General features: G+C 64.4%; 26 protein-coding genes and 1 pseudogene. 16 read left to right on the plus strand and 11 right to left on the minus strand.

The genetic code is table 11. From position 1 onward, the window contains the following. Window positions 1–82: 82 nt before the first annotated feature. Window positions 83–976 (minus strand): bile acid:sodium symporter family protein, encoded by an 894-nt coding sequence (locus ACLCGK_RS30520; protein ID WP_025339072.1) that lies wholly within the window; start codon window positions 974–976, stop codon window positions 83–85. Window positions 977–1,160: 184 nt separating this feature from the next. On the opposite strand from ACLCGK_RS30520, the gene ACLCGK_RS30525 reads away from it, so the two are divergent. The 12 genes and pseudogenes from ACLCGK_RS30525 to ACLCGK_RS30580 all read left to right on the plus strand — a co-directional run bounded on the left by ACLCGK_RS30525 (window position 1,161) and on the right by ACLCGK_RS30580 (window position 12,278). Continuing rightward, complete coding sequence (locus ACLCGK_RS30525; RefSeq protein WP_013972645.1) at window positions 1,161–2,024, plus strand: Dyp-type peroxidase; 864 nt, start codon at window positions 1,161–1,163, stop codon at window positions 2,022–2,024. 89 nt (window positions 2,025–2,113) lie between these two features. After that, window positions 2,114–3,022: an aldo/keto reductase gene (locus ACLCGK_RS30530; protein ID WP_410953529.1), complete on the plus strand. Its 909-nt coding sequence runs from the start codon at window positions 2,114–2,116 to the stop codon at window positions 3,020–3,022. A 4-nt stretch (window positions 3,023–3,026) separates the two neighbouring features. Beyond that, window positions 3,027–4,310: an NTP/NDP exchange transporter gene (locus ACLCGK_RS30535; protein WP_410953530.1), complete on the plus strand. Its 1,284-nt coding sequence runs from the start codon at window positions 3,027–3,029 to the stop codon at window positions 4,308–4,310. A gap of 205 nt (window positions 4,311–4,515) precedes the next feature. After that, window positions 4,516–4,635: pseudogene (locus ACLCGK_RS30540) on the plus strand (general stress protein); the annotation flags it as partial. Between the two features lie 60 nt (window positions 4,636–4,695). Then, window positions 4,696–4,893: a hypothetical protein gene (locus ACLCGK_RS30545; RefSeq protein ID WP_410953531.1), complete on the plus strand. Its 198-nt coding sequence runs from the start codon at window positions 4,696–4,698 to the stop codon at window positions 4,891–4,893. A 21-nt stretch (window positions 4,894–4,914) separates the two neighbouring features. Beyond that, the gene (locus tag ACLCGK_RS30550; RefSeq protein ID WP_410953532.1) at window positions 4,915–6,249 is read left to right on the plus strand and encodes an iron-containing redox enzyme family protein; all 1,335 of its coding nucleotides are present in this window, start codon (window positions 4,915–4,917) and stop codon (window positions 6,247–6,249) included. Beyond that, on the plus strand, window positions 6,249–7,202 hold the full coding sequence (locus ACLCGK_RS30555) for a methyltransferase (RefSeq protein WP_410953533.1): 954 nt from the start codon (window positions 6,249–6,251) through the stop codon (window positions 7,200–7,202). Before ACLCGK_RS30550 ends, ACLCGK_RS30555 begins: the two co-directional genes overlap by 1 nt. Before the next feature lie 6 nt (window positions 7,203–7,208). Then, on the plus strand, window positions 7,209–8,315 hold the full coding sequence (locus tag ACLCGK_RS30560; RefSeq protein WP_322263878.1) for a carboxylate-amine ligase: 1,107 nt from the start codon (window positions 7,209–7,211) through the stop codon (window positions 8,313–8,315). 56 nt (window positions 8,316–8,371) lie between these two features. Continuing rightward, window positions 8,372–8,959: a nucleosidase gene (locus ACLCGK_RS30565; protein WP_196181557.1), complete on the plus strand. Its 588-nt coding sequence runs from the start codon at window positions 8,372–8,374 to the stop codon at window positions 8,957–8,959. A gap of 408 nt (window positions 8,960–9,367) precedes the next feature. Beyond that, window positions 9,368–10,276, plus strand: a complete 909-nt coding sequence (locus ACLCGK_RS30570) for a hypothetical protein (protein ID WP_410953534.1) — start codon at window positions 9,368–9,370, stop codon at window positions 10,274–10,276. A 200-nt stretch (window positions 10,277–10,476) separates the two neighbouring features. After that, window positions 10,477–11,382, plus strand: a complete 906-nt coding sequence (locus tag ACLCGK_RS30575) for an SDR family oxidoreductase (RefSeq protein WP_410953535.1) — start codon at window positions 10,477–10,479, stop codon at window positions 11,380–11,382. A gap of 74 nt (window positions 11,383–11,456) precedes the next feature. Continuing rightward, window positions 11,457–12,278, plus strand: a complete 822-nt coding sequence (locus ACLCGK_RS30580) for a Ku protein (protein ID WP_410953536.1) — start codon at window positions 11,457–11,459, stop codon at window positions 12,276–12,278. Between the two features lie 213 nt (window positions 12,279–12,491). Here the strand turns inward: ACLCGK_RS30580 and ACLCGK_RS30585 are convergent, their stop codons facing one another. Genes ACLCGK_RS30585 through ligD form a run of 5 tightly spaced genes read right to left on the minus strand, consistent with a single transcriptional unit; the run spans window position 12,492 to window position 18,101 of the window. Further along, on the minus strand, window positions 12,492–13,151 hold the full coding sequence (locus tag ACLCGK_RS30585) for a glycosyltransferase (RefSeq protein WP_410953537.1): 660 nt from the start codon (window positions 13,149–13,151) through the stop codon (window positions 12,492–12,494). Continuing rightward, entirely contained in the window at window positions 13,148–13,747 is a 600-nt protein-coding gene (locus ACLCGK_RS30590) for a class I SAM-dependent methyltransferase (protein ID WP_410953538.1), read from the minus strand. Before ACLCGK_RS30590 ends, ACLCGK_RS30585 begins: the two co-directional genes overlap by 4 nt. Before the next feature lie 11 nt (window positions 13,748–13,758). Continuing rightward, entirely contained in the window at window positions 13,759–14,514 is a 756-nt protein-coding gene (locus ACLCGK_RS30595) for a PIG-L deacetylase family protein (protein ID WP_410953539.1), read from the minus strand. Beyond that, on the minus strand, window positions 14,511–15,554 hold the full coding sequence (locus tag ACLCGK_RS30600) for an acyl-CoA dehydrogenase (protein WP_410953540.1): 1,044 nt from the start codon (window positions 15,552–15,554) through the stop codon (window positions 14,511–14,513). Before ACLCGK_RS30600 ends, ACLCGK_RS30595 begins: the two co-directional genes overlap by 4 nt. Window positions 15,555–15,608: 54 nt before the next feature. Next, window positions 15,609–18,101 (minus strand): DNA ligase D, encoded by a 2,493-nt coding sequence (ligD, locus tag ACLCGK_RS30605; RefSeq protein WP_410953541.1) that lies wholly within the window; start codon window positions 18,099–18,101, stop codon window positions 15,609–15,611. A gap of 128 nt (window positions 18,102–18,229) precedes the next feature. On the opposite strand from ligD, the gene ACLCGK_RS30610 reads away from it, so the two are divergent. Both ACLCGK_RS30610 and ACLCGK_RS30615 read left to right on the plus strand, forming a co-directional pair. Then, window positions 18,230–18,694, plus strand: coding sequence for a hypothetical protein (locus tag ACLCGK_RS30610; protein WP_038409647.1), 465 nt, complete (start codon window positions 18,230–18,232; stop codon window positions 18,692–18,694). Next, complete coding sequence (locus ACLCGK_RS30615) at window positions 18,691–18,915, plus strand: metallothionein (RefSeq protein WP_054573293.1); 225 nt, start codon at window positions 18,691–18,693, stop codon at window positions 18,913–18,915. The genes ACLCGK_RS30610 and ACLCGK_RS30615 overlap by 4 nt, the downstream gene beginning before the upstream one ends. A 193-nt stretch (window positions 18,916–19,108) precedes the next feature. On the opposite strand, the gene ACLCGK_RS30620 is transcribed toward ACLCGK_RS30615, so the two are convergent. From ACLCGK_RS30620 to ACLCGK_RS30640, 5 genes are read right to left on the minus strand one after another with little or no spacing between them, the layout of a single operon-like run. Then, a complete protein-coding gene (locus tag ACLCGK_RS30620) occupies window positions 19,109–19,537 on the minus strand; it encodes a hypothetical protein (protein ID WP_410953542.1) in 429 nt (142 codons plus the stop codon). A 28-nt stretch (window positions 19,538–19,565) separates the two neighbouring features. Then, window positions 19,566–20,519 carry a lysylphosphatidylglycerol synthase domain-containing protein gene (locus tag ACLCGK_RS30625; RefSeq protein WP_410953543.1) on the minus strand — a complete coding sequence of 318 codons (954 nt, stop codon included), beginning with the start codon at window positions 20,517–20,519 and terminating at the stop codon, window positions 19,566–19,568. Next, window positions 20,519–21,721 (minus strand): cardiolipin synthase ClsB, encoded by a 1,203-nt coding sequence (clsB, locus tag ACLCGK_RS30630; protein WP_100413619.1) that lies wholly within the window; start codon window positions 21,719–21,721, stop codon window positions 20,519–20,521. The genes ACLCGK_RS30625 and clsB overlap by 1 nt, the downstream gene beginning before the upstream one ends. After that, window positions 21,718–22,503 carry an endonuclease/exonuclease/phosphatase family protein gene (locus ACLCGK_RS30635; protein WP_410953544.1) on the minus strand — a complete coding sequence of 262 codons (786 nt, stop codon included), beginning with the start codon at window positions 22,501–22,503 and terminating at the stop codon, window positions 21,718–21,720. Before ACLCGK_RS30635 ends, clsB begins: the two co-directional genes overlap by 4 nt. Then, window positions 22,500–23,417 (minus strand): DUF72 domain-containing protein, encoded by a 918-nt coding sequence (locus ACLCGK_RS30640; protein WP_410953545.1) that lies wholly within the window; start codon window positions 23,415–23,417, stop codon window positions 22,500–22,502. Before ACLCGK_RS30640 ends, ACLCGK_RS30635 begins: the two co-directional genes overlap by 4 nt. A gap of 165 nt (window positions 23,418–23,582) precedes the next feature. On the opposite strand from ACLCGK_RS30640, the gene ACLCGK_RS30645 reads away from it, so the two are divergent. Beyond that, window positions 23,583–23,957 (plus strand): low affinity iron permease family protein, encoded by a 375-nt coding sequence (locus ACLCGK_RS30645; RefSeq protein WP_003259456.1) that lies wholly within the window; start codon window positions 23,583–23,585, stop codon window positions 23,955–23,957. A 22-nt stretch (window positions 23,958–23,979) separates the two neighbouring features. After that, window positions 23,980–24,531 carry an ATP-dependent Clp protease proteolytic subunit gene (locus ACLCGK_RS30650; protein WP_410953546.1) on the plus strand — a complete coding sequence of 184 codons (552 nt, stop codon included), beginning with the start codon at window positions 23,980–23,982 and terminating at the stop codon, window positions 24,529–24,531. The last annotated feature ends 52 nt before the right edge of the window (window positions 24,532–24,583 follow it).

A 24,583-nucleotide genomic window follows, 5' to 3' on the forward strand; every position in this document is an offset into this window, starting at 1 on the left:
GAAGGAAGGGAAGGGAGGGATGGGGGGGTCTATTGTTTGGTGTGTTTTCCTCCCCCCCCCCCGCTCCCACAGGGAACTTGCCTCAGTTCACTGTTTCACCCTTGGGCTGCGCCGCCACATGCCCGCGGCTCACCCACCAGCCAAACGCCGCCGCGGTGAAGAACATGATCAGGCTGTACAGCGCCGCCGGCACTGCCATGGTGGCGTTGTTCAGCAGCGAAGGGCTCAATGCCAGGGCAATCGCCAAGGTGCCGTTATGGATGCCGATCTCCATGCCGATCGCAATCGCCTGGCGCTTGGGAATGTTCAGCAGGCGCGGTACCCAGTAGCCCACGCTCAGGCTCAGCAGGTTGAACAGCAGCGCGGCCAGGCCCACCACCGGCGCGTAGGCAACCACGGTCTGCCAGTCCTTGGCCAGCGCCAGGACGATGGTGAACGCCAGGAACAACGCAGCCACCAGTTTCATCGGCTTCTCCATGCGCGCGGCGAAAGCGGGCGCAAAGCGGCGAACCAGCATGCCCAGCGCCACCGGCAGCAGGACGATGGCAAACACCTGCATCACCTTGGCAAACTGCAGCGGTATGGCCTGGTCCGATGCCATGAACCAGCTCAGCGACAGGTTCACCAGCAGTGGCATGGTCAGGATCGCGATCAGCGAGTTGACTGCCGTCAGGGTAATATTCAATGCCACATCGCCATGGGCCAGGTGGCTGAACAGGTTGGCCGTGGTGCCGCCCGGCGAGGCGGCCAGCAGCATCAGCCCCACCGCCAGCGCCGACTCCAGGCCAAACCCGTTGGCGATCAGGAAGCACACCAGCGGCAGCAGCAGGATCTGGCAAACCAGGCCTACCACCACCGGCTTGGGGTACTTCACTACGCGGGCAAAGTCGGCCAGGGTCAGCGATAACCCGAGACCGAGCATGATGATGCCCAGGGCCAGCGGCAGAAAAGCGGTGAGCAAAGGTGAGGCGGTCATGGGCGGTCTCTCGGGCGAAGGATCCGGTGGAGTGTAGGTCGGCCCTGATTGATAGCTAATCGCAAAACGCCAGCCCTTGGTAACCGTTTGTTACCGAGCGCAGCGCCCAGCGAGGCTGTATGCCGCGTTGCAGCAGGCCTGCAGGCGCAGTAGCATTCCTGTTTTTACCGAGGATTAGCCTGTCATGCCGTTCCAGCAAGGTCTGCTTGCCACCCCGGTGCCGGCCCACGCCCGTCACCTGTTCTTCTCCCTGCAGTCGCCCGAGGCCCTGCCTGCCGCCCTGGATGCCTTGCTGCCGCAGGTCGATGGCGAACAGTTGATCCTGGGTGTCGGCGCCCCGCTGGCCAAGGCCCTGGGCCGTGACGTACCTGGCTTGCGCGCCTTCCCTCAGCTGGATGCTGCAGTGGAGAACCCCAGCACCCAACACGCCCTGTGGCTGTGGCTGCGTGGCGACGAGCGCGGTGACCTGCTGCTGCGGGCCCAGGCCCTTGAGCTGGCATTGGCTCCGGCCCTGCGCCTGGCCGACAGCGTCGATGGCTTCCTGCACCGTGGCGGCCATGACCTGACCGGCTATGAGGACGGCACCGAAAACCCGGTGGACGAAGAGGCCGTGCAGGCGGCAATTGGCGCCGATGGCTCCAGCTTTGCCGCGTTCCAGCTGTGGAAGCACGACCTGGAGTACTTCAAGTCGCTGCCCCAGGCTGACCAGGACAACATCATCGGCCGGCGCCTTAGCGACAACGAAGAGCTCGACGACGCCCCCGAGTCCGCCCACGTCAAGCGCACGGCCCAGGAAAGTTTCGAACCAGAAGCGTTCATGGTCCGTCGTTCGGTGGCCTGGGCAGACCAACGCGGCGCTGGCCTGGCCTTCGTGGCCCTGGGCCACAGCTTCGATGCGTTCGAGGTGCAGCTGCGGCGCATGAGCGGCCTGGAGGACGGCATCATCGACGGCCTGTACCGCTTCAGCCGGCCACTGACCGGTGGATACTACTGGTGCCCGCCCATGAGCGAGACGGGTGTCGACCTGAGCCTGTTGCTGCAAGCCTGATCGCTAAACATCCAGATACAGAAACACCGGACGCAGCCGGGGGCAGCGGCTAGCCTTGAAAGTTTCCGCTTCATGACGGGAGCTTTTCCATGTACGCACGTCGTGATGTCCTACGTGCGGGTGCCACCTTGGGCTTGCTGGCCGCCAGCCCCTGGTTGCACGCCGCTGCCCCGGCGGGTTTGCTGACCCGCCAAGTGCCGAGCACCGGTGAAGCGCTGCCGGTGATCGGCGCCGGTACCTCCGGCAGTTTCGAAGTGCAAGCCGGTTCTGCCCAGTACCAGCAGCTGAAAGTTGTACTGCAGGCGTTCTTCGAAGGCGGTGGCCGGGTTATCGACACCTCGCCAAACTACGGCGGCGCCGACAGCATTCTCGGCCAGCTGCTGGAAGAGGGCGGCTGGCACCGGCAATGCTTCATCGCTACCAAGATCGCCGCCGACAGCCGGGCAGACGCCGAAGCGCAATGGGCCGCCAGCCTCGAGAGCCTGCGCACCGACAAGGTCGACTTGCTGCAGATCCACAACCTGCGCGACTGGCAGACCCAGCTGCCTTATGCCCGCGAATTGAAGCAGCAGGGCAAGACCCGCTATGTCGGCATCACCCATTACCTGAACAGTGGCCAGGACGAGGTAGCCCGCATCGTGCGCAGCGAGCCGCTGGATTTCATCCAGATCAACTACTCGGTCAATGCCCCCGACGCCGCCCGCGAACTGCTGCCGCTGTGCCAGGACAAGGGCGTCGCCGTGCTGGTCAACCGGGCGTTCGACGATGGCCGCCTGTTCGCCCGGGTGAAGGACCAGGCCTTGCCCGGCTGGGCCGCAGAGGCGGGTGTCGGCAGCTGGGCGCAGCTGTTTCTCAAGTTCGCCATCAGTCACCCGGCGGTGACCACGGTCATCCCCGCGACCAGCCGGCCCGAGCGCCAACTTGACCAGCTCAAGGCCGGGCACGGGCCGTTGCTGACCCAGGCGCAGCAACAGGCGCTGATCAAGCAGTTTGCCTGACACCATGGCAGCCTGGCGGCGGCGCCTGGACCAGGGGCTGAACATCCAGCCCGGCGAAGGGCCAGCGGTGATCGCCGGTTTGCTGCTGTTCTACCTGTTGTTCACTGGCTATTTCATGTTGCGCCCGGTGCGCGAAACCATGGGCGTCGCCGGTGGCGTGGACAACCTGCAATGGCTGTTCACCGGCACTTTCATCGCCACCCTGGCGTGCCTGCCGCTGTTTGGCTGGCTGGCCTCCAAGGTGCAGCGCCGACACATCCTGCCCTGGACCTACGGCTTTTTCGCCAGCAACCTGCTGCTGTTCGCCGTGCTGTTCGCCCGCAATCCGGAAGCTTCATGGGCGGCGCGGGCCTTTTACATCTGGCTGTCGGTGTTCAACCTGCTGAGCATATCGCTGGCCTGGAGCGTACTCGCCGATCTGTTTTCCACCGCACAAGGCAAGCGCCTGTTCGGCCTGCTGGCGGCCGGGGCCAGCCTGGGTGGGCTCAGCGGCCCCATCCTGGGCACGCTGCTGGTAGCGCCGCTGGGCCATGCCGGCTTGCTGGTGCTGGCCGCAGCGCTTCTTTTGGGCAGCATTGGCGCTACGTTGTACCTGCAACGCTGGCGAAAGCTCAACCCTCTACCGGCGCAAGCCGAGCGGGCGGATTCCCGGCCACTGGGCGGCAACCCGTTTGCCGGTGCCACTGCCGTACTGCGCTCGCCCTACCTGCTGGGCATTGCCTTGTTCGTGGTGTTGCTCGCCAGTGTCAGTACCTTCCTGTATTTCGAGCAGGCACGCATCGTCAGCGAAACCTTTACCGACCGTACCCGGCAAACCCAGGTGTTCGGCCTGATCGACAGCGTGGTACAGGCCCTGGCCATCCTCACCCAGGTGTTCCTCACCGGTCGGCTGGCCCGCCGGCTGGGGGTGGGTGTGCTGCTGGTGGCGGTGCCGCTGGTGATGGCTGCGGGCTTCCTGGGGCTGGCACTGGCCCCGGTGTTCGCCGTGTTCGTGGTGGTGATGGTGGTGCGCCGGGCCGGTGAGTACGCGCTGGTGCGGCCGGGGCGGGAGATGCTGTTCACCGTGCTGCCCGCCGAGGACAAGTACAAGGCCAAGAACTTCATCGACACCGTGGTCTACCGCGGCGGTGACGCGCTCAGTGGCTGGGTCAAGCGGGGGCTGGATGTGATGGGCGAGTACCCGCAACTGGCGATGTTGATCGGTACGCTGATGGCTTTGGGCTGGGCGATGACCGGAGGTTTGCTGGGAAAGCGACAGGCACGCCTGGATAGCACATCGCGCGACTGACAGGCGCGCCAAATATGCTGATGCCGCTTATTTAATGCCGCTGGTCCGAACGCTTCGCATTAAACCGAATCCGCCGAAATGACCGAACTCCCAACAGGTGTACGGCGGGTAATGCCGTGCATTCCCAAGTCATACGAGGTTTAAGACCATGGCCAACAAAGAGAACAGCCGCACCGGCAACCAGCAAGGCAGCCAGGGTGGCAACAAGAACCCGGGCAACTTTGCCAATGACCGCGAAAAAGCCTCCGAAGCTGGGCGCAAGGGTGGCCAGCAATCCGGTGGTGGCCGTACCAGCGAATCGGACCGCAAGGGCGGCCGTTCGTAAGTGAGCCTGCGCAGTGCCCGGGTGATCGGGCACTGCGATTCTGCACATGAGGAGAACCCCATGCGATTGATCCCTCTCATAGCGCTGGTGGGCACGCTTGGCTTGCTGGGTGGCTGTTTCGACCGGGATGACGACCACCCGGCAAAGGATGCCGACCAAAGCAAACCTCCACTGCAGATGCAGCAACCCGGCGACAAACCCGCTACCCAGCCGGCGCCGGCCCCTGAACCGATGCCCGGGCAGAAACCCAGCCAATAAAACGCGGACAAGGACTACGGCATGACGGTAATGACCCGCAAGACCGGCGCGGTGATACCGGCTTCGGCAAATGGGCCAAGCCTGAAGGAGCGTTACCACAAGCTGCTCGTGAGCCACGACACCACGAGCGCAGCCTGGCTGAGCGAACAATTGGCACGCGCGCAGCGTTTGCCGGATGACCTGCCTGCCGATCCTGCGCAGCTGGAAGCCTGGAGCGCTGGCCATGCAAGCCAGGTGGCCGAAGCCTATGCCAGTTACCTCGAACAACGCCGCCAAGGCGCACCTCGGCGCTACTTTGCCAACCGCGCCCAGGCGTTGTGGTTCCTGCAACAAGTGGCGCCCACCAAGGCAGTGGACGGGGCATGGCTGCACAGCACCTTGCGCCACTGGGGCGATCCGCGCTATCACGGCCTGATTCGCACCTACCTGGAAGAACTGGGTGGCGGTGATCCGCGCTGCAACCATGTGCTGATCTACCAACGGCTGTTGAGCCGGCTGGGTTGCCTGGGCCTGACTGAACTGGACGACCAGCGTTACCTGCAAGGTGCCTTGCAGTTGGCATTGGGGCGCCATGGCGATGATTTTCTTCCCGAGCTGATCGGCTACAACCTGGGCTATGAACAACCACCGTTGCATTTGCTGATTACCACTTACGAACTGGCGGAAGTGGGCATCGATGGCCATTATTTCCAGCTTCATGTGACCATCGACAACGCGGCCAGCGGGCATGCGCATCTGTCCATCCAGGCGCTACGCCAACTCTGCCCGGTCGACGACGCTGGCCAGTTCTACCAGCGGGTGCGCAGCGGGTACCGCTTGAATGACCTGGGGCTTGATACACCCAGCCTGATCAGCAGCTTCGATCTTGAATCCGAGCTGCTGTCGGCATTGGAGCGCAAGCGCAATTTTGGCCAATTCATGCATTCCGACCATTGCCGCTTGCAAAAACGCACCGTCAACCAATGGCTGGCCGAGCCCGGTGCCATGCCCGCGTTTCTGCAAGCGTTGCAGGCACAGGGCTGGATCCGCCGTGGTGAAGCACCCGCCAACAGCCGCTGGTGGGGACTCATCGATGGCCCCTCGGCACCGATGTATGGCGTGTTCACGGCGTATGAAAAACAGCTATGGCACGACTGGATCGCTGCAGGCTTGCAAGCCCGCGGGCGTCGCGTGCTGCCTGGCAGCTGGGAGGTGCAGGTGGAATCGGATGATACGCTCACGACTCCTGCCCCGGACGCCGATATCCAGACGTTGATCGACACGATGTCCGGTAACCGTCATGCGACACCGGAAGGGTTGCTGGCCACCCGGCGCTACTTGCGTGCTACCGGCCTGAATCAGGAGGTAACCCGCTGATGCTGCTCGATCCACAACAAATCCAGGCTGACCAGGCAATGCTGCAATTGGGCAGGCGCCTGCGCGCCGACGGCTACCGCTTCACCTGCGTCACCCCGGCAACCCATGCTCGCGTGAATGCGCGCCCGCAAGCCGGGCAAGCCAGGACAGTGCGCGATGTGTTCGGCTGGAACCGTCCGTTCCGTTCGTCATTGGTTTCTGCCGATGAGCTGGACCAGATGCGGCGGGCTCAGGGGCTCAAGCAGCACGGAGAACTGCTGATCAGCACCGTGCGCTGGTCCACGATCGACGACCTGCTGCTGCTGCACTCTGCTTACCCCACCGAGGAAACCGACGCAGTGTTTCTCGGCCCCGACAGTTACCGTTTCGCCCAAGTGATTCACGATCACCTGCAACGCACCCCCAAGCGCGTCGAGCATGCCGTGGATATCGGGTGCGGCACGGGTGTCGGCGCCTTGCTGATCGCCCGCGCGGCGCCCCATGCCCATGTCAGCGCCGTGGATATCAACCCGCTCGCGCTGCGTTACACCGCGATCAACGCGGCATTGGCGGGCTTGAGCAATGTTTCCGTGGAACCCAGTGACCTGCTCGACGGCATTACCGGGCTGTTCGACCTTATCGTTGCCAACCCGCCGTACATGCTGGATGCCTGCCAACGTACCTATCGGCATGGCGGGGGTTCGCTCGGCGCGCAGCTTTCGCTGCGTATCGTCGAGCAAGCTTGCGAGCGGCTCGGCTCAGGGGGCTCGCTACTGTTGTATACCGGCGTGGCGATAGTCGAAGGCCGTGATGCCTTGCTCGAAGCCATTCGCCTGCGCCTGGCGGGCCCGGAATGGTCCTGGGTATATCGGGAAATCGACCCGGACGTGTTTGGCGAGCAACTGAACGAACCCGGTTACGAGCAGGTCGAGCGCATCGCCGCGGTGGTGCTCACAGTCACCCGCAACAGCTGAGGCAGCATGGCCCGACCCTGCACGTTCGGCATCGAGGAAGAATACCTGCTGGTGAACCTGGACACGGGGCAGGTGCCAGCCACACCTTCGCCAGCCGTGCTCGGGCGTTGTCGCAAGGCGCTGGGCCAGCATTTTGCCCAGGAAATGTTCCGCAGCCAGATCGAGGTGGCCTCGCCGGTGTTCGCCAACCTGTTCGAGGCACGCGAGTTCTTCCAGCACAGCCGCCAGCGGCTGAACACAGCGCTGGCCGAAGAGGGCATGGGCCTGTACGGCGCGGCAAGCCACCCCAATGCCGCCTGGCTGCGTCAGAAACCTGCAACCCCTGCGCATTACCAGCAACTGTTCGCTGACTACCGGCATGTGGCGCGGCGTAGCCTGCTCAACGGCCTGCATGTTCACGTGGGCGTACCGCCAGGTTGCGACCGCATCCAATTGATCAACCGTGTACTGGGCTGGCTGCCTCTGTTGCTGGTGCTGAGCACGTCATCCCCGCTGTGGGCAGGCCAGTGCACCGGCTACATGAGCTACCGGCGGGTAATTTGCGGGGAGTGGCCGCACATGGGTTTGCCCGAGCCTTTGCCGGACTGGGCAGCCTACGAGCGCTACCGTGCATTGCTGCAACGCACAGGGTCGCTGGCCGCGGATGGCGACTTCTGGTGGGCGATCCGGCCTTCACGGCGCTTCCCGACGGTCGAACTGCGCATCTGCGATGGCTGCCCGCGGCTGGAGGACGCGCTGTGCATCGCCGCGCTATTTCGTCACTTGGTCGAGCACAGCATCGTGTACCGGCACGACTCGTCCGCCTGCAACCGAGAGCAGCGCTGGATCACCCAGGAAAACTACTGGCGCGCCATGCGCCATGGGCGCCAGGGCGAGTTCATTGGCCTGCATGAGCAGCAGCCGGTCACGGCCGCAGGTTGGTTGGCCCAGTTGCAGGAACAGTTGCCGATCGACACTGTAGACGCCGAACGCGCCTTCCTGCATGCACAACGCCTGCTGCGCGATGGCACCCATGCCGACCAGCAGCTGCAATGCCTGGCCCAGGCCAGCGCTGCAGGCTTGGGCAGGGCGCAGGCATTACGAGCCGTGGTGGCCGCCGGGGCTTGCAATTAGCCGGGGTTGACCGAAAATGGCCGCGCCTTTCGCAGCCACCCGGAACCACCTGCGCCATGATGCTGATCAAGCAATTCCCCGACATTTCCCTGGACGACACGTTGTTTGTCTTCGCCCTCGAAGCCGAGGCCGGCGATGTATTCGCTGACGTCAATACCGTGTTTACCGGCATCGGCAAGGTCAATGCCGCCATCGCCCTGACCAAGGCCATTGCCGCGCGCCGGCCCAGGCTGATCGTCAACCTCGGCTCGGCCGGCAGCCAGCGCCATGGCAAGGGCGAGGTGGTGTGCTGCACCCGCTTCGTGCAGCGCGACATGGATGTGACCCCACTGGGCTTCGCCCGTTACCAGACACCTTTGTCGGACATCCCGGTGGTGCTGGAGCATGGGGCGCAAATCCCCGGCCTGGCCCTGGAAACCTGCGGCAGTGGCGACAGCTTCGAGATCAACCATGGCGATGCACCCTATGACGTGGTCGACATGGAAGCCTACGTGCTGGCGCTGATCGCACGCAGCGAAGGCATCCCGTTCGTGTGCCTGAAATACATTTCCGATGATGCCGGCAGTGACGCGGCGCAGGACTGGGCGGTGCAGGTACACCTGGCGGCTGAGGCTTTCAGGCAGGTGCTGTTCAGCCAGGCCTGATTGGGGCTGCTTTGCAGCCCTTCGCGGCGGTTCGGCGTCCCGACGTGCCCGCTCCCACAGGAACCGCGCATATCCTGAGCATGGCACCAAACCTGTGGGAGCGGGCACGTCGGGACGCCGAACCGCCGCGAAGGGCCGCAAAGCGGCCCCAACAGTCTCACAACGTGCCTTGGCCTGATATTCGGTCCTTTGAACTCAGGCAGACAGTACTAGTCTTAATATGTGGGAATATTTCCCACGCAAAGATGCTGACTGGCTCTGAAGGATCGTGCGTAAACCGAAGCTGCTCGTTGACACTGCAGATCTCTGGCCGCGCCGGTTGGCTGTCCGCTCCATGGGCGGTTGCGAACTCATTGGTCATTGCGTTCGATACGGAGATGACGACGCAACTCCAAGCGGAGGTGCATCATGTTGCTCAAGAAATGTTTGTTGGCAGTGGCAATAGGTGGCGTCCTGTCGGCCTCGACCGTCCTGGTGCCCGACTACATCGGTAGTTTCTCCAGCGTGTATGCCAAAGACGGTGGCAGCGGCGGCGGCGGCAGCGGCGGTGGCGGTGGCTCTGGAGGTGGCGGCGGTCACGGTGGTGGCAGCGGTGGTTCTGGAGGCGGCGGCGGTCACGGTGGTGGCAGCGGTGGTTCTGGAGGCGGCGGTGGTCACGGTGGTGGCAGCGGTGGCTCTGGAGGCGGTGGCGGTCACGGTGGTGGCAGCGGTGGCAGCGGTGGCAGCGGTGGCGGAGGCAGTGGTCACGGCGGTGACGGCGGTGACGGCGGTGACGGCGGTGGCGGTCATGGCGGCCATGGTGGCCCGGGGGCCGGCGATGGTGACCATGGTGGCATGGCCGGCAGAGGCCCAGGCGATGCGCATGACAACGACAACGACAACGACAACGATGCGGCAGATGCCGCCAGGGACGCAGCCCGAGACGATGCTGATGCAGCCAGAGACGCTGCAAGGGCTGAAGCAGATGCCGCCCGGGATGCGGCAAAAGCTACTGCAGATGCCGCCAGAGACACTGCCAGAGCCGAGGCGGATGCAGCCCGCGACGCCGCAAAAGCTGCTGGCGTAGCCGGCGCAGATGAAGCCAGAGACGCTGCCAGGGCCGCGGCAGATGCTGCCCGCGACGCAGCCAGAGACGAAGCTGATGCCGCCAGAGATGCTGCCAGGGCTACGGCAGATGCCGCCAGGGACGAAGCCAAAGTCGCTGCCAATGCAGCCAGAGACGCTGCAAGGGCGGATGTGGACGACGCGCCAGATGCTCCAGACGCGCCAGATGCACCGGATGCGCCGGATGTCGACGCAGCTGAGGTACGGAACTAGTCACTTTGAGTGACGTATCGACCGCTGGTCAGTGTTTGGGCCAGTCGGAAAAAACCATCGATGGCGGTTTACCTCGAAATCGGTAGAACGGCCTTCGCGGGCTTGCCCGCTCCCACAGGACTACCACCAGTTTCAATACCTGTGGGAGCGGGCAAGCCCGCGAATGGGCCAACACCGGTTTCACCAGAGGAGTGGCCCCCATGCCCAGCAAACCGCACGACCAGTTCAGCATGCAGAACCCGCTGACCCAGTACCCGCACCCTCCGTTCCCGGCCCAAGGCCAGCCAGCACCAGGGCTGGACGCCAACATGCAGCCCGAACCAGACCACGGCGAAACCACCTACAAGGGCTTTGGCCGCCTGGCGGGGCGCAAGGCGCTGATCACCGGCGCAGACTCGGGCATCGGCCGGGCAGTGGCCATTGCCTTCGCCCGCGAAGGTGCCGACATTGCACTCAATTACCTGCCCATCGAACAACCCGATGCCCGCGAAGTCATCAAGCTGATCGAAGCCGAAGGCCGCAAGGTGGTGGCCCTTGCCGGTGACCTGAAGGACGAGCAGTTCTGCAAGGAACTGGTCGACCAGGCCCACGAGCAGCTCGGCGGCCTGGACATCCTGGTCAACGTCGCCGGCAAGCAGGAGGCGCGCAAGGACATCAGCCAGATCAGCCACGAGCAGTTCGACCACACCCTGAAAACCAACGTCTACGCGCTGTTCTGGCTGTGCCAGGCGGCCGTGCCGCTGATGCCGGCGGGGGCGACCATCATCAACACCGCCTCGATCCAGTCCTACCAGCCTTCGGCCACCTTGCTCGACTATGCCACCACCAAGGCCGCGATCGTCGCCTTCACCAAGGCCTTGGCCAAGCAGGTGATCGAGCGCGGCATCAGGGTCAATGCCGTGGCCCCGGGGCCCATCTGGACCGTGTTGCAGCCCAGTGGCGGCCAACCGCCGGAGAAAATCCCCGAGTTCGGCGCACAAACGCCGATGAAGCGACCGGGGCAACCCGCCGAGTGTGCGCCGGTGTATGTGTTACTGGCCAGCCAGGAGTCCAGCTACATCACCGGTGAGGTGTTCGGCGTGACCGGCGGCAACCCGCTGCCGTAGGGCGGGGCGGCTAAACCTTCGCCGCCCGTTGCAGTCGATTCAGGTATTGGCAGGCAACCCTGGGAGCACCTTCAATGGCTAGGGCAATCTGGAAAGGCGCCATCAGTTTCGGCCTCGTGCATATTCCCGTGGCCCTCAATACCGCGGTGCGCACCGAGCGGGTCGATTTCGACTGGCTCGACAAGCGCAGCATGGAGCCGGTCGGCTACAAGCGGGTGAACAAGGTCACTGGCAAGGAAATCGACAAGGACAACATCGTCAAGGGCGTCGAGTTCGAGAAGGGCCGCTATGTGGTGATCAGCGAGGAGGAAATCCGCAAGGCCCGGCCCGAGGCGACCCAGACGATCGATATCTTCTCCTTCCTGGAGGCTGGCGAGATCCCGCTGCAGCACTTCGACACGCCGTATTACCTTACCCCCGACCGCCGTGGCGGCAAGGTATACGCCTTGCTGCGCGAAACCCTGGCGAAGACCGGCAAGGTGGCGCTGGCCACGGTAGTGCTGCACACCCGCCAGCACCTGGCGTTGTTGCGGCCGCTGGATGATGCGCTGGTGATGATAACCTTGCGCTGGCCCGAAGAAGTGCGTGGGCTGGAAACGCTGGAGCTGGACAGCAGCGTCACCGAGGCCAAGGTGGACAAGCGCGAACTGGACATGGCCAAGCGGTTGGTCGAAGACATGAGCGGGCAGTGGAAGCCTGCGGATTACCACGATGCCTTCCGCCAGACCATCATGGACCTGGTGGAAGAAAAGGCCAGCAAGGGCAAGATCGAGACCGTGGAGAAGGGCGAGGCGACGGAAGCAGGGAAAGGCGCGGACATCCTCGACCTCACCGAACTGCTCAAGCGCAGCCTCGGTGGCAAGAAGCCGGCGAAGAAGACACGCAAGGCGTCGTGAAAGGGATCGTCCCCGCAAGCCAGCTCACATGGAACTGTTTATAACGCGGGGCCCCTGTGGGAGCGGCTTTAGCCGCGAACACCGGCGCAGCCGGTGCCATGCACCGCGTTGAATTCTTCGCGGCTAAAGCCGCTCCCACAGGGATCGCGCCAACTTTTAGGATTCGAGCAAGACAGGTGCTCCCACAGGGTACGCGCCGCTTGCGAATCAGCATCAGATCTGTGTCTGCAACCCCGCCAGATAATCGCCAAACCCTTCGCGGGCGCGGCTGTCGCGCCGGCTGCTGGTGGCCACGCTGTGCCTGGCTGTCCATACGATCTGCGCACCACTGGCCTGCAGGTCGCTGACCAGTTGCACATCCTCATGCGCCGCCAGTGGCTGGAAGCCGCCCACACGACCATAGGCGTCGGCACAAACCCCCAGATTGGCTCCATGCACATGCCGATGCCCCTCATGTGCCTGGTAACGGCTGTGGTACAGCTTGCGCAAGGCCGCTGTCTGCCAGGGTTGCCAGTACTCGACGTGCACCGTGCCGCACACTACCTCGGCCCTGCAGGCCAGTTGCGACAGCAGCCAGTGCGCCGGCACCCGGCTGTCGGCATCGGTGCACGCCAGCCACTGCGCGCCGCGCTCGAGCATGTATGCCGCGCCCACCCGGCGGGCCATACCGACGTTGCCGGCATCCACGGTCAGCACCTGTACACCGAAACGCCTTGCCACGGCGGCACTGCCATCGCTGCAGCGGTCCAGCACCACCAGCACCTCCACCTGGTGCCCCGCCTGCTGCGCCTGCAGGGCGGCAGCCAGTACTGCCCGCAGGCAGCGCCCAAGGCGCCGGGCCTCGTTGTGGGCCGGGATCACCACGGCAATCATGGGCAGGTCTCATCGAGGTCGACCACGCTGGGCTGAGAGGACCAGTACTCCAGCAAGAAGTCCGCCTCGTCATGCTGGAACTGCAGATACAGCGGAAGGTGCCGGGCCAGCATGCGGTGCACTTCACGCCCGTCCTGCGGGCAGCCGGCGATGGGATGCTTCCAGTGGCAGGCCAGCAGCCCGCCGTCGTAGGTCAGGCTGGCCACCGACTGTTCGATCACCTGCAACCAGTCGGTCGGGTCGAGGTAGTAACCCACCTCGCTCAGCACGATCAGGTCGAAACGCCCACCTGGCCAGTCCGCCGGCAGCCGCGCCAGTTCCACCGAGACATTGCGCAGCCCAGCCAAGCGTTCACCGGCCAGCGCTACCGCAGTAGGGGCCAGGTCCTGGCACACCAGGTTGGCACAACGCTCGGCCAGCAAGGCGCTGAGCTCGCCATTGGCGCAAGCGGGCTCGAACACGCGCTGGTAGCACTGGCGCGGCAGGCAGGCCATGACCAGCTCGCGCTTGCGCTTTTCGTACCAGCGGGTGCGAAAGGCCCAAGGGTCTTCACTGGTGGCGTACAGGTCGGCGAAATACTGTGGGTCGAGGCTCATGACAACTCCATTTACAGGAACACCAGTTCGAAAGGTTGCAGCAGACAATCCAGCAAGTTCGGCGGCAGTACGGGCGGGCGCTGGCCGTCCGGTTCGAGTTGGCTGACATGGGCGGCCAGGGCCTTGCGCTTGCGGGCCAGGCTGGCCTCGTCCAGCTGAATGCGGTGGGCACGCGGCCACGGCAGACGCGGGTCGTCCGGTCGTGCCCAGTGCCACGCCCACACGGGTACCTCAAGGCATTGCACCTTGCGCATCCGGGCCGCCTGCGCGGCAGCCCGGCCTACTGCTTCGTGGTCACAGTGGCCATCGCCGCTCCAGGTAGCCATCAGCAGGTCGTCAGGCCTGAGCAACTGGCTCAGGTGGTTGAGTAGAAACGCCTCGTCACGTGGCAACGCGCCGTCCTTGAGGTGGAGCCGCCGCCAGTCCAGGCGGCCGAGGTCGAGGTCAAGCTGTTGCAGGGCATGGCGGCTCTCCAGTGGCCTTTGCCGGCGCAGGCGGTGTTCGCTCCAGTGGGTAGAGCCGGGGTGACTGGCTTCACCATCGGTGGCGGAAATCAGCACCAGGTCGTCTTCCCGGCCGTGGAAGCCCGCCAGCAGCCCACCGGCCATGAGAATCTCGTCATCGGGGTGCGGTGCCAGCAGCACCAGGCGGCGGCCCGGCGGGCACAATTGCTGAGGGGTGATCCAGGTGGCCCTGGCCAGGTGCGCGGCCTGCTGCCAGTCCGCCCACGGTGTACCGCTGTTCGCCCGGATCAGGTTCTCGCTCATAGTTGCCAGACTCCCGCCGGCTGTTTTGCCAACTGCTCCCCGAGCGCCGCCAGGTCGCGCTCGGCATGGCTCTGGCGCAGGAACACGGGCAAGTCGGCACTCAGCCGGGCAAAGTGGTTGTCACGGCAGAAAGGAGTGGCGCCCAGCGCACGGCCAACGTGGTGGATCACCTGTTCAACGGCCTGTTCCACCTGGGCGCGGGTGCGGCGCACTTCGAAGCTGGCGTTTGCGCCTGGCTGGCGGTCGATCCATGCCGCGCATTCGCGCAGTGCCGCCCTGGCGCCGTACAAGGCGGCGTCGACTGCGCCCAGGTGAGCGTCGGCATGTGGGTCGGGGCGGGGGTTGCGGCAGTGTTCGCGCAGGTAGTCGGCCAATGCCTCGGCGGCGCCGTACCAGCAGGCTGCAATGCCAGCACCGCCATGCCAGAAGCCGGGGCGTGACAGGTATTGCCCGGGGCGGCCGATGGCGATGCCGGGGGTGTGGTCGAATTCGACTTCGACACTGGCGGTGGTGGCCATGCCGATGGCCTGCCAGCGGTCTATGGCAAGGCCCTGGCTGGGATGGGACAGTTCGATGGCCACCAGCTGGGGCTGGCCGTGCTGGTCCCAGGCCGTGACCAGCGCCCGGTCGATCTGCAGTGCGCCCGAACACCAGGCCTTGCGACCCTCCAGGCGGACCTGGTCGCCATCACGGGCGACGATGCAGGCGCGGGCATCCGGCGGTTCGGCGGCCCACACGCCCCATATACCCTCGGCAGCGTGGTGTGCAGCCGCGCATTCGGCAAGGATCGCCAACGCGTCGGTGTGGCCCTCGTACAGCTTGGCCAAGGCCAGGTCACAGCCAGCCACCCGGGCGAGGGTTTGCCAGCGCCGTAGCGTATTGCCCTGGCCAGGCAGGGGCAGCAGGTCGAGGTGGTCGGCTTGCAGTGCCTGAATCAGCTGCGGCAACTGGGTATCGAGGTTGAGCGGTTGCTGCCGCTCGCCGAAGGCTCGCAACAGGCGATCGAGGTTGGTCAGGTCAAAATCCTGGACAATGCTCATGGGCTCGGCTCCTTGGTGAGGCATTGCGGGCGTAGCGCTGAAGGCAAGTCGTCATCAGGCCAGCCCCAGCTGCTTGCGCATGCCCACGGTGATCGATTGCCTGGTCTTGCCATAATCGGCCCAGGGGTCGTCCACATCGCCCAGGCGTTCAAGCACGTTGCCGATGTTCCACTGGTTGGCGCCCTTGAGTTGCGGCAGTTCCTCGCGCCAGATCGGCACGGATACCGGCAGGCCTTCGCGGGCGCGCAGGGTATACGCGCAGGCGGTGGTCGCGCCTTTGCCGTTGCGCAGGTAGTCGATGAAGATGCGCCCGATGCGATTTTTGGGCCCGGACACGGCACTGAGCCTGTCGGGGAACAACCTGGCCAGGTAATCGACGATGCCGTGGCTGAATGCCTTGACCTCATCCCAGCTGGCACGCCGGGTCATGGGCACTACCAGGTGCATGCCTTTGCCGCCACTGGTCTTGAGAAACACCTTCAGGCCCAGTTCATCCAGCAAGGTGAGGGCCAGTTGGGTGGCTTCCAGCATGGCCTTCCACGGCAGCGCCGGGTCCGGGTCAAGGTCGAGGACGAAGCGGTCGGGCTTGTCGAAGTCCTTGTCGGTGGCGTTCCAGGTGTGCAGTTCGAGCATGTTCATCTGCACTGCGCCGATCAAGGAGTCGGCGCGATTGATGACCATCGCCGCCTGGCCGGCCTCGGCCTTGTCATAGCTGAGCACGTTGGGCAGATGCAACTGGCCGGCGTTCTTCTGGAAGAACAGCTCCCCGGCCAGCCCGTCCGGTGCACGTACCAGCGCCACCGGGCGATTCTTGAGCTGGGGCAGTATCCATTGGCTGACTGCGGCGTAGTACTCGGCGACCTCGCGCTTGGTAACGCCGCTGGTGGCGTCGACCACCCGCTCGGGGTGGGTCAGGCGCAGCTCGCCCAAAGCCTCGGGGGCCTTGGCCTGCTTGCGCTTGGGCAGGGTCTTGGCGGGCATGCTGCGCTCCAGGTCGATGGCGGTAGCCGGTTTGTCATCGCGCAGGCCGTGGAACACCGAGTGGCGCACGATGCCGTCACGGGTCATCTGGGCATAAGCGACTTCGGCCAGCAGTTGCGGTTTCAGCCAGTGCACGCCCCGGGCTTCGGCCCCGGTGGGCGGGTTGGGCAGGGCCGGCTTGGCGGTTTCCAATGGTTTGAGCCGGGCATGGATGCTGGCCAGCGTGGTTGCACTGAAGCCGGTGCCGACCTTGCCGGCATAGCGCAACTCGCCGCTGTCGTTGTCGTGCAAGGCCAGCAGCAGGGCACCAAAGCCGCTGCGGCTGCCTTTGGGGTCGGTGTAGCCGACGATCACGAACTCCTGGCGCTGCTTGCACTTGAGCTTGATCCAGTCGGGGCTGCGGCGGCCGCTGTAGGGGCTGTCGACGCGCTTGCCGATCAGGCCTTCGAGTTGCAGCCGGCAGGCGCTGTCGAGCAGGGATTCGACCGGCTGGTCAAAGTCGGCGGAGTACTTGAGTACGTCCGATTCGTTGTGTTCCAGCAAGCGCTGCAAGGTGTCGCGCCGGTCCTGCAGCGGTAATTGGCGCAGGTCCTGGCCGCCCAGGAAGGGCAAGTCGAACAGGTAATAGGTGATGTGCTCGTCATGCTCGGTGTCGAAAGCGTTCTGCAGCGCCTGGAAGTCCGCCGCGCCGTCTTCGCCAGCCACCACCACCTCGCCATCGAGCCAGGCCGAATCGAGGCCCAGCGCACGCAAAGCGGCAACCTGCCTGGGCATCTTGCCGCTCCAGTCATGGCCATTGCGGGTGAACAGGCGCACGTCATCACCGTCGATGCGGGCAAGGATGCGGTAACCGTCGAACTTGACCTCGTAGCGCCAGTCGCCACTGGGCGGGGAGTCGACCAAGGTCGCCAGTTGTGGCTGCAGCTGCGCCGGCAACGGCACCTTCCGGCCTTTGCTGGCGGCTTTGCGACGTGGCGCGGCGGCCTTTTTTGCTGTCGGCTTGCGCGGCACCAGCGTGCGGTCGCTGAGCACGCTGTCGGGCTGGGCGTCGACGATGCTGTAGTCGGCTTCGCTGCGCGCCAGGCCGTCGTGCGACTTGACCAGCATCCACTGCTCCTTCTTGCCGGCCAGGTGGGTGCGGAACAGGTTCCATACACCGCCGAGCTTTTCGCCTTGCAGGCGGAAACGCAGTTTGCCCTTGGCATAGGCCTCATGCGCATCACCTTCGGGCTCCCAGATGCCCCGGTCCCAGACGATCACGTCGCCCGCGCCGTAATGCCCTTCGGGGATATGGCCTTCGAAGTCGGCGTAGTCCAGCGGGTGGTCCTCCACGTGCACGGCCAGGCGGCGCACCTTGGGGTCCAGCGACGGCCCTTTGGGGATGGCCCAGCTTTTCAGCGTGCCATCGAGTTCCAGGCGGAAGTCGTAGTGCAGGTGGCTGGCATCGTGCTTCTGGATGCAGTACTGCAGCGCGTGGGCCCGTTTGCCACGGCTGCGCTTGCCGCTGGGCTCGGGCGTGGCATTGAAGTCGCGCTTGCGCGCATATTCCTGCAGGGGCTTGGCCATGGCGGGCTCCGGGCGGTTCGCAGTCTCTAATCTGGGAGGCAACGGCCCGGACGGTAGTTCAAAAAAACTCTGAATCTTCAAACATCAAGTGCAGTCGACCGATTGAAGCCACCTGACGGAGAACGCACATGGCCCGAACAGATAAACCGAAGCCCTATACCCCCACTGAAATCGACGACACCGAAGACCGCATGGGCAGCGTGCATGAACTGGACTTCGACGAGCGCCTGGACGAGCGCGAGGGGCGTGCGGGTGACGAGCGACCGGCCGCGGACGTGGCCCGCGAGTTCCCACCGCGGCGCGTTGCCGAAAGCGGCATGACTGGCGGCGAGGCGTTGAGCGACAGCCTGCACGAGGACAACGTCACCTACGACGACCTTAGCCCGGACACTTTGCTGGACGAGACCGGCGCCCGTGACCCGCACGAACCCGGTGGCAGCGGTGGCCCTGCAGACAAGACCCTTAGGCGGGTAGAGGCCAATGAGATTGGCGGCGGCATAGGCCTGGACGAAGCCGAACTGGCCCGCTCCGCACCGCTTGATGGCGAACCGTGGACCGATGATGTGATCGATGACGAGGAGAGCAAGCCATGAACGAGTTGCGTTGTGCCTGTGCAGATTGTTCCTGCACCGTGGATGCCAATGCCTTGCAGCTCGAAGGCAAGGTGTATTGCTGCGAGGCCTGTGCCAGCGGGCATCGCAATGGCGAGCCGTGCCGGATGCCGGATTGCCACTGCGGGGGAAAAACCAAGGAAAGCGCCGTGGACAATGCGCTGGACGAGACCTTCCCGGCGAGTGACCCGATTTCACCCTGAAACATCGCCGTCTCATAGGTTCTGCATAGGTCTATGGGGCTGTGATGATCCTGTAGGAGCGGCCTTGCGTCGCGAAAGGGCCGCAAAGCGGCCCCGGCAATTTTCCGTGCGAAGCTGAAATCCTGGGGCCGCGCTGCGGCCCTTTCGCGACACAAGGCCGCTCCTACACAAAGCAGCGCGCAGGCCCGCAGAATCAGTGAGTCTGCCAGATACCATTGCTACGCTCGCAATCAGTGCGGGCCTGGCCCAGGCTGGGGGTGTCGTAGTAGTAGGTGATCACCCGCGCATCCTTCGGCAACACCGGCTTGTCACCGCCAGTTGCCTTGGGGTTGGCCAATGCCTCCTGGGTCAATGGCGCGATGCAACTGCCAACGCTGCCATCGGCACAACGCGCGACCTTGTGCTTTTCGCTGTTGAGCATGTCCTTGCTCTCATTGCTGCACGACCAGTTGATCGCTTCGGCGGGCAGGTTGCTGTAGCTGTAGCAGCTGTGTCGCTCCACCGGCGTTACCGCCTCGCTGGAGGAACGGGTGAGCACGTTGCAGGCTTCGGCCAGGGCCTGGCCGCTGAGCAGGCTGGCCATCATCAGTATCAACATCGGCTTCAAGACAGCGCCACGCATTTGCCACCTCCCGGGCCAATGGCCCTTGTCAGGTCTGGGCAGGCTTGTCGCGCCGGCGCATGGCCTTGGCGCGTTTCTCGAGGATCAGGTAGACAAGCACCGCCAGCAACAGCGGCACCAGGTAGTACAGCGTGCGGTAGCCCAGCAGGGCCGCCACCAGCGTGCCCTGGGCAAGCTGCCCATGCAGCAGGGCCAGGAACACCGTTTCCAGCACACCCAGCCCGGCCGGGATATGCGCAACCACACCAGCAACGCAGCTGATCAGCAGGATGCCAAGAATCGACGGGTAAAAGGCTTCGCCAGGCAGCAACCAGAAGATCAGCAGCGCCATCAGCGCCCAGTTGCTGGCACCCAGTACAACCTGGCACAGCGCCAGGCGCAGCGACGGCAGCGTAACCTCATGGTCGCGCCAGCGCCAGGTGCGCTTTTTGGCGAAGCCACAGGCCAGCAGGTAGCCAGCGGCAATCGCCAGCAACACCACGCCGATCAGTTGCAGGCCGCTGGCACCGACCGCCCAGTTGGCGGGCAGCTCGACCAGGCGCAAGGCGAACACGGTGCCAGCCAGCAGCATGTAGCCCATCCAGTTGGTCAGCAGGCCCAGGGTGAGGATGCGGGTGATGGTAGCCGTGTCCAGGCCCAGGCGGCTGTACAGCCGGTAACGCAAGGCAACGCCACCCACCCAGGTGGTGAAGTTGAGGTTGAAGGCATAGCACACGAAGGCCACTGGCAACACCTGGCGGGCTGGCAGGTGGTGGCCGGTGTAGGCCCGGGCCAGCAGGTCGTAGCTGGCGAACGTCAGGTAGCTGCACCCGGCCACCACCAGGCCTATGGCCAGGGTGCCGGGCTTGTAGGCCAGCAACGACTGGCGCACTTCGTTCCAGTCCAGGTTGCGCGCCAGCAGGTACAACAGCGCAGGGATCAGGATCAGGAATGCCAGGGTGAACAGCCGCTTGCCCCAGGTTTGCCAGTGTTTACGCGCCATCAGGTTTGGCCCTCGTGGTAGTCACCCTGTGCCTCGGCCTCCGGCTGCACCGAGCGCAGGTGCTGGCGGTGCGCCGGGAACCAGCCGGCAATCCGCGGGAAATGGCGGATCACGTGGAAGCACACGAATATCAGCGGCGCCCGCCACCAGTAGCCGCGAACCATGCGTTCCAGGGTGACCGGCTTGCATTGTTCGCGGGCCAGCTGCTGCAGGTGCTGGTTGAGCTGCTGGTTGAAGGCGCGATCACGGATGAACAGGTTGGCTTCCAGGTTGAACGACAGGCTGAGCGGGTCCAGGTTGCTGGAGCCGACCGTGGCCCACTCATCGTCCACCAGCGCCACCTTGCCGTGCAGCGGCCGCTGGCAATACTCGTGAATGGCCACACCATCGCGCAGCAGGTAGTTGTACAACAGCCGCGACAGCGCCCGCACCCAGCGCATGTCTGGCTGGCCCTGCAGGATCAGCCGCACCTCCACGCCACGCCGGGACGCATTGCGCAGTTCACGCATCAATCGGTAGCCCGGGAAGAAATACGCGTTGGCCACCACGATGCGCTGCCGGGCGCTGCGAAACGCCTGCAGGTAGTGGGCCTCGATATCGGTGCTGCGCACCCCGTTGTCGCGCTCGACCAGCACGGCGCTGCAGGTACCGGCAGGCTCGGTCAGCGGCCGTACCGCGCTGGGCGGCTGCAGCACCGGCGACATCAGGCGCTTGCTGGCGGCATGCACCTGCGCCACCACCGGGCCGGCGACTTCCACGGCATAGTCCTGCTTGGCCATGGCACCAAAATCGCCCAGGTGGTCGGCGCTGTAGTTGATGCCGCCAATGAAGGCCCGCTCGCCATCGACGACCACGATCTTGCGGTGCAGGCGCCGGAACAGGTTAGTGCGCATGCCCACCAGCCGCGGCTGCGGGTCGAAGGCATGGAAACTGACCCCGGCATCGGTCATGGCCGCAATGAAGGAGTCGGGCAGGTCAGCCGTGCCGTATCCATCCACGGCCACTTCGACACGCACGCCGCGTTGGGCGGCAGCGATCAGCACCTGCTGCAATTGCTGGCCAACCTTGTCATCGAAGATGATGAAGGTCTCCAGCAGGATTTCCTCCCGTGCCTGGGCCATGGCCTCGAACACGCGGGGGTAGTATTGCTCGCCATTGATCAGCAACTGCACGCTGTTGCCGTCTACCCAGGGTCGGTTCACAGTTTGATCTCCGCAGCCAGAGGGGCGTGGTCGGAAAGGTGCGACCACGGGTACTTCGACAAAACCTGGGCCGTGCCGGGCATGGCATTGCGCAGGTAGATGCGGTCCAGGCGCAACAGCGGCAGACGCGCCGGAAAACTGCGCGCCGGGGTGCCGAAATGCTCGCCGAAGGCCTCTACCAGGTGTTCGCACAGCACGGCATCGGCCTTCAGCCGCCAATCGTTGAAATCGCCGGCGATGATTACCGGCGCCTTGGGCGGCAGGCTGTCGAGCAAGTCCAGCAGCAGCTTTACCTGGCGTTGCCGGTGGGCCTCGCGCAGGCCGAGGTGCACGCACACCGCATGCACCTGGTCATGGCCCGGCACCTCCAGCTGGCAGTGCAGCAGCCCGCGCTGCTCGTTGCCCTGCACCGAGACGTCCAGGTTGTCGAAGCGGCTGATGGGGAATTTCGACAGCAGCGCATTGCCGTGGTCCCCATGGGGGTACACCGCATTGCGGCCGTAGGCGAACTGCGGCCACATGCTGTCGGCCAGGAACTCGTACTGTGGCGTATCCGGCCAGGCCGGGTGGCGTAGGGCATGTTGCTGGTGGCTACCGTGCACTTCTTGCAGGAACACCAGGTCGGCGCCGGTGGCGCGCACGGCTTCGCGCAATTCGGGCAGGATGAAGCGCCGGTTGAAGAAGGTGAAGCCCTTGTGCACGTTCAACGTCAGTACATTCAGCCGACGCACGGCGGTGATCTTGTCGATGATGCCGCGCGGGGCAGGCAGGGTCCTGTTCACAGGGTCACCTCCGGCACCACGCCAGGCTCGGTCATCAGTTCATGGTCCAGCGACAGCTTCTGCAACAGGCGCCGGGCGTCATAAGGCGCATGGACTTTCTGGTCGTTGTCGAAATAGCAGTAGACGTCCCGGGCAGCGCGCCGTGGTGGCGGCCCAGGCACCACCAGCTGGGCATCGTCGGCCTGGCGGCCCTGGCTCCAGTGCTGGATGCGCTGCTTCCAGCGCCGCAGCGCCTGGGCGGTATAGCCACTGCTGTACAGCTCGACATCGCCATGCAGGCGCATGTACACGAAGTCGGCGGTAAGGTCTTCGACATACGGCCATTTCCCGGCGCTGTCGGCCACTACCAGCGCTACCCGGTGCCTGCGCAGCAGCTTGATGAAGGCTTCGCACAAAAAGCTTTCGTTGCGGATTTCCACAGCGTGGCGCAGTCGAGCGTTGCCCTTGATATCGGTGCTGCCGTTGTCCCGCAGCCGTTGCGCACACCCCTGCGCGCATTCGCGGGCAGCCTTGCGACTGTGCGGCAACAGTTCGAGAAAACGGGCGAAGCGGCCCTCGTCGAACTTCATGTTCGGCGGAAACTGCCACAGGAACGGGCCCAGCTTCTTGCCGAGCAGCAGCGGCCCGGATGCGAAGAAATTGGCCACGGCTTCTTCGATGTCCTTGAGCCGCCGTACATGGGTGATGTAGCGCGGGGCTTTTACCGCGAACACGAAGCCGGGCGGCGTCTGGTCATGCCAGCCCTGGTAGCGTTCGGGTGTTTGCAGGCTGTAGAACGAGCCGTTGATTTCAATGCTGTTGACCGCCCGCGAAGCGAACGCCAGTTCGTCGTCCTGGGGTAGGCCCTTCGGGTAGAAATCCTTGCGCCACGGGCCGTAGCGCCAACCGGAGATGCCGATGCGGATATCGCTCACGCTGCCTTCCTCATTGCCAGTCCTTGTTCGGTCACTCTGAAGGTGCGACTGGTGAACAGCGGCCAGGGTTCAGCATGGTTGACCAACGGAAAAGGCTGATGCGGCGTGGAACTTTGCGGCCCGCGGCGTTTCCACCGCATACCTGCTACGAGGAAGGGCGCCAGGATGAAATTCGACCGTTTCGCCCAATGGCTGGCCAATTGGGCCGGCCGCCCGCTGACTTTTGGCATCGCCTGCCTGCTGATCCTGATCTGGGCAGTGACCGGGCCGCTGTTCGGCTTCAACGACACTTGGCAACTGGTGATCAACACCTCGACCACCATCATCACGTTTCTCATGGTGTTCCTGATCCAGAACACCCAGAACCGCGACAACGACGAACTGCACATCAAGATCGATGAGCTGTTGCGCACAACCCAAAAGGCGCACAAGGCGCTGCTGGACCTTGAAGACATGGATCCGGCCGAGCTGCATGCCCTGCGCAAGCAATACCGGCAGATGGCCGGGCAGGGTGACGATGCGCATTCAACCAAGGAATGACCTGCCAACTCTGGAGGCAAGCATGGCCAGACATATCGTCCACTTCACCGGGCCTATCAATTCATCTACCTGCGGCAACCTGATCAACACCTGTTCGCGGGCGTTGCAGCAGGGCGCCGACATCCTGCAACTGAACATTGCCACCATGGGCGGCGAGTGCAGTTACGGGTTTACCTTGTACAACTTTCTGCGGGCGTTACCGGTCGAGGTGCATACCCACAACCTGGGCACGGTGGAATCCATGGGCAACATCATCTTCCTGGCCGGGGAACGGCGCACGGCATGCAGTTACAGCAAGTTCCTGTTTCATCCTTTCCACTGGACCTTGCATGGCTCGGTCGACCACTCACGCATGGCTGAATACGCGATGAGCCTGGATTATGACCTGCGGTTATACGCGCAAATCGTCGCCGAGCGGACCGAAGGGGCGGACGAGGTGCTGGATGTACCTCGGTATCTGATGGCCTACCCGCGGATACTCGGGCCCCGGGACGCATTGGCGAACGGGATGATCCATGCCATAGACGAGATGCCGATCGAGGCGGAGGCGTGTCAGTGGAGTGTGCATGCCTAGCTGATACCTGTGCCGGCCTCGTCGCGGGCATGCCCGCTCCCACAGGTTCAGC

The organism is Pseudomonas sp. S1(2024) (assembly GCF_046557535.1).

Bases quoted from the DNA above. Each gene is read 5' to 3' on its own strand.
- ACLCGK_RS30580 (WP_410953536.1), top strand. From the start codon at position 11,457: ATGGCTAGGGCAATCTGGAAAGGCGCCATCAGTTTCGGCCTCGTGCAT.
- ACLCGK_RS30590 (WP_410953538.1), bottom strand. From the start codon at position 13,747: ATGAGCCTCGACCCACAGTATTTCGCCGACCTGTACGCCACCAGTGAA.
- ACLCGK_RS30560 (WP_322263878.1), top strand. From the start codon at position 7,209: ATGGCCCGACCCTGCACGTTCGGCATCGAGGAAGAATACCTGCTGGTG.
- ACLCGK_RS30610 (WP_038409647.1), top strand. From the start codon at position 18,230: ATGGCCCGAACAGATAAACCGAAGCCCTATACCCCCACTGAAATCGAC.
- ACLCGK_RS30600 (WP_410953540.1), bottom strand. From the start codon at position 15,554: ATGAGCATTGTCCAGGATTTTGACCTGACCAACCTCGATCGCCTGTTG.
- ACLCGK_RS30520 (WP_025339072.1), bottom strand. From the start codon at position 976: ATGACCGCCTCACCTTTGCTCACCGCTTTTCTGCCGCTGGCCCTGGGC.
- ACLCGK_RS30620 (WP_410953542.1), bottom strand. From the start codon at position 19,537: ATGCGTGGCGCTGTCTTGAAGCCGATGTTGATACTGATGATGGCCAGC.
- ACLCGK_RS30650 (WP_410953546.1), top strand. From the start codon at position 23,980: ATGGCCAGACATATCGTCCACTTCACCGGGCCTATCAATTCATCTACC.
- ACLCGK_RS30645 (WP_003259456.1), top strand. From the start codon at position 23,583: ATGAAATTCGACCGTTTCGCCCAATGGCTGGCCAATTGGGCCGGCCGC.
- ACLCGK_RS30585 (WP_410953537.1), bottom strand. From the start codon at position 13,151: ATGATTGCCGTGGTGATCCCGGCCCACAACGAGGCCCGGCGCCTTGGG.
- ACLCGK_RS30550 (WP_410953532.1), top strand. From the start codon at position 4,915: ATGACGGTAATGACCCGCAAGACCGGCGCGGTGATACCGGCTTCGGCA.
- ACLCGK_RS30555 (WP_410953533.1), top strand. From the start codon at position 6,249: ATGCTGCTCGATCCACAACAAATCCAGGCTGACCAGGCAATGCTGCAA.
- ACLCGK_RS30595 (WP_410953539.1), bottom strand. From the start codon at position 14,514: ATGAGCGAGAACCTGATCCGGGCGAACAGCGGTACACCGTGGGCGGAC.
- ACLCGK_RS30615 (WP_054573293.1), top strand. From the start codon at position 18,691: ATGAACGAGTTGCGTTGTGCCTGTGCAGATTGTTCCTGCACCGTGGAT.
- ligD (WP_410953541.1), bottom strand. From the start codon at position 18,101: ATGGCCAAGCCCCTGCAGGAATATGCGCGCAAGCGCGACTTCAATGCC.
- ACLCGK_RS30575 (WP_410953535.1), top strand. From the start codon at position 10,477: ATGCCCAGCAAACCGCACGACCAGTTCAGCATGCAGAACCCGCTGACC.
- ACLCGK_RS30570 (WP_410953534.1), top strand. From the start codon at position 9,368: ATGTTGCTCAAGAAATGTTTGTTGGCAGTGGCAATAGGTGGCGTCCTG.
- ACLCGK_RS30565 (WP_196181557.1), top strand. From the start codon at position 8,372: ATGATGCTGATCAAGCAATTCCCCGACATTTCCCTGGACGACACGTTG.
- ACLCGK_RS30545 (WP_410953531.1), top strand. From the start codon at position 4,696: ATGCGATTGATCCCTCTCATAGCGCTGGTGGGCACGCTTGGCTTGCTG.
- ACLCGK_RS30525 (WP_013972645.1), top strand. From the start codon at position 1,161: ATGCCGTTCCAGCAAGGTCTGCTTGCCACCCCGGTGCCGGCCCACGCC.
- ACLCGK_RS30535 (WP_410953530.1), top strand. From the start codon at position 3,027: ATGGCAGCCTGGCGGCGGCGCCTGGACCAGGGGCTGAACATCCAGCCC.
- ACLCGK_RS30625 (WP_410953543.1), bottom strand. From the start codon at position 20,519: ATGGCGCGTAAACACTGGCAAACCTGGGGCAAGCGGCTGTTCACCCTG.
- ACLCGK_RS30530 (WP_410953529.1), top strand. From the start codon at position 2,114: ATGTACGCACGTCGTGATGTCCTACGTGCGGGTGCCACCTTGGGCTTG.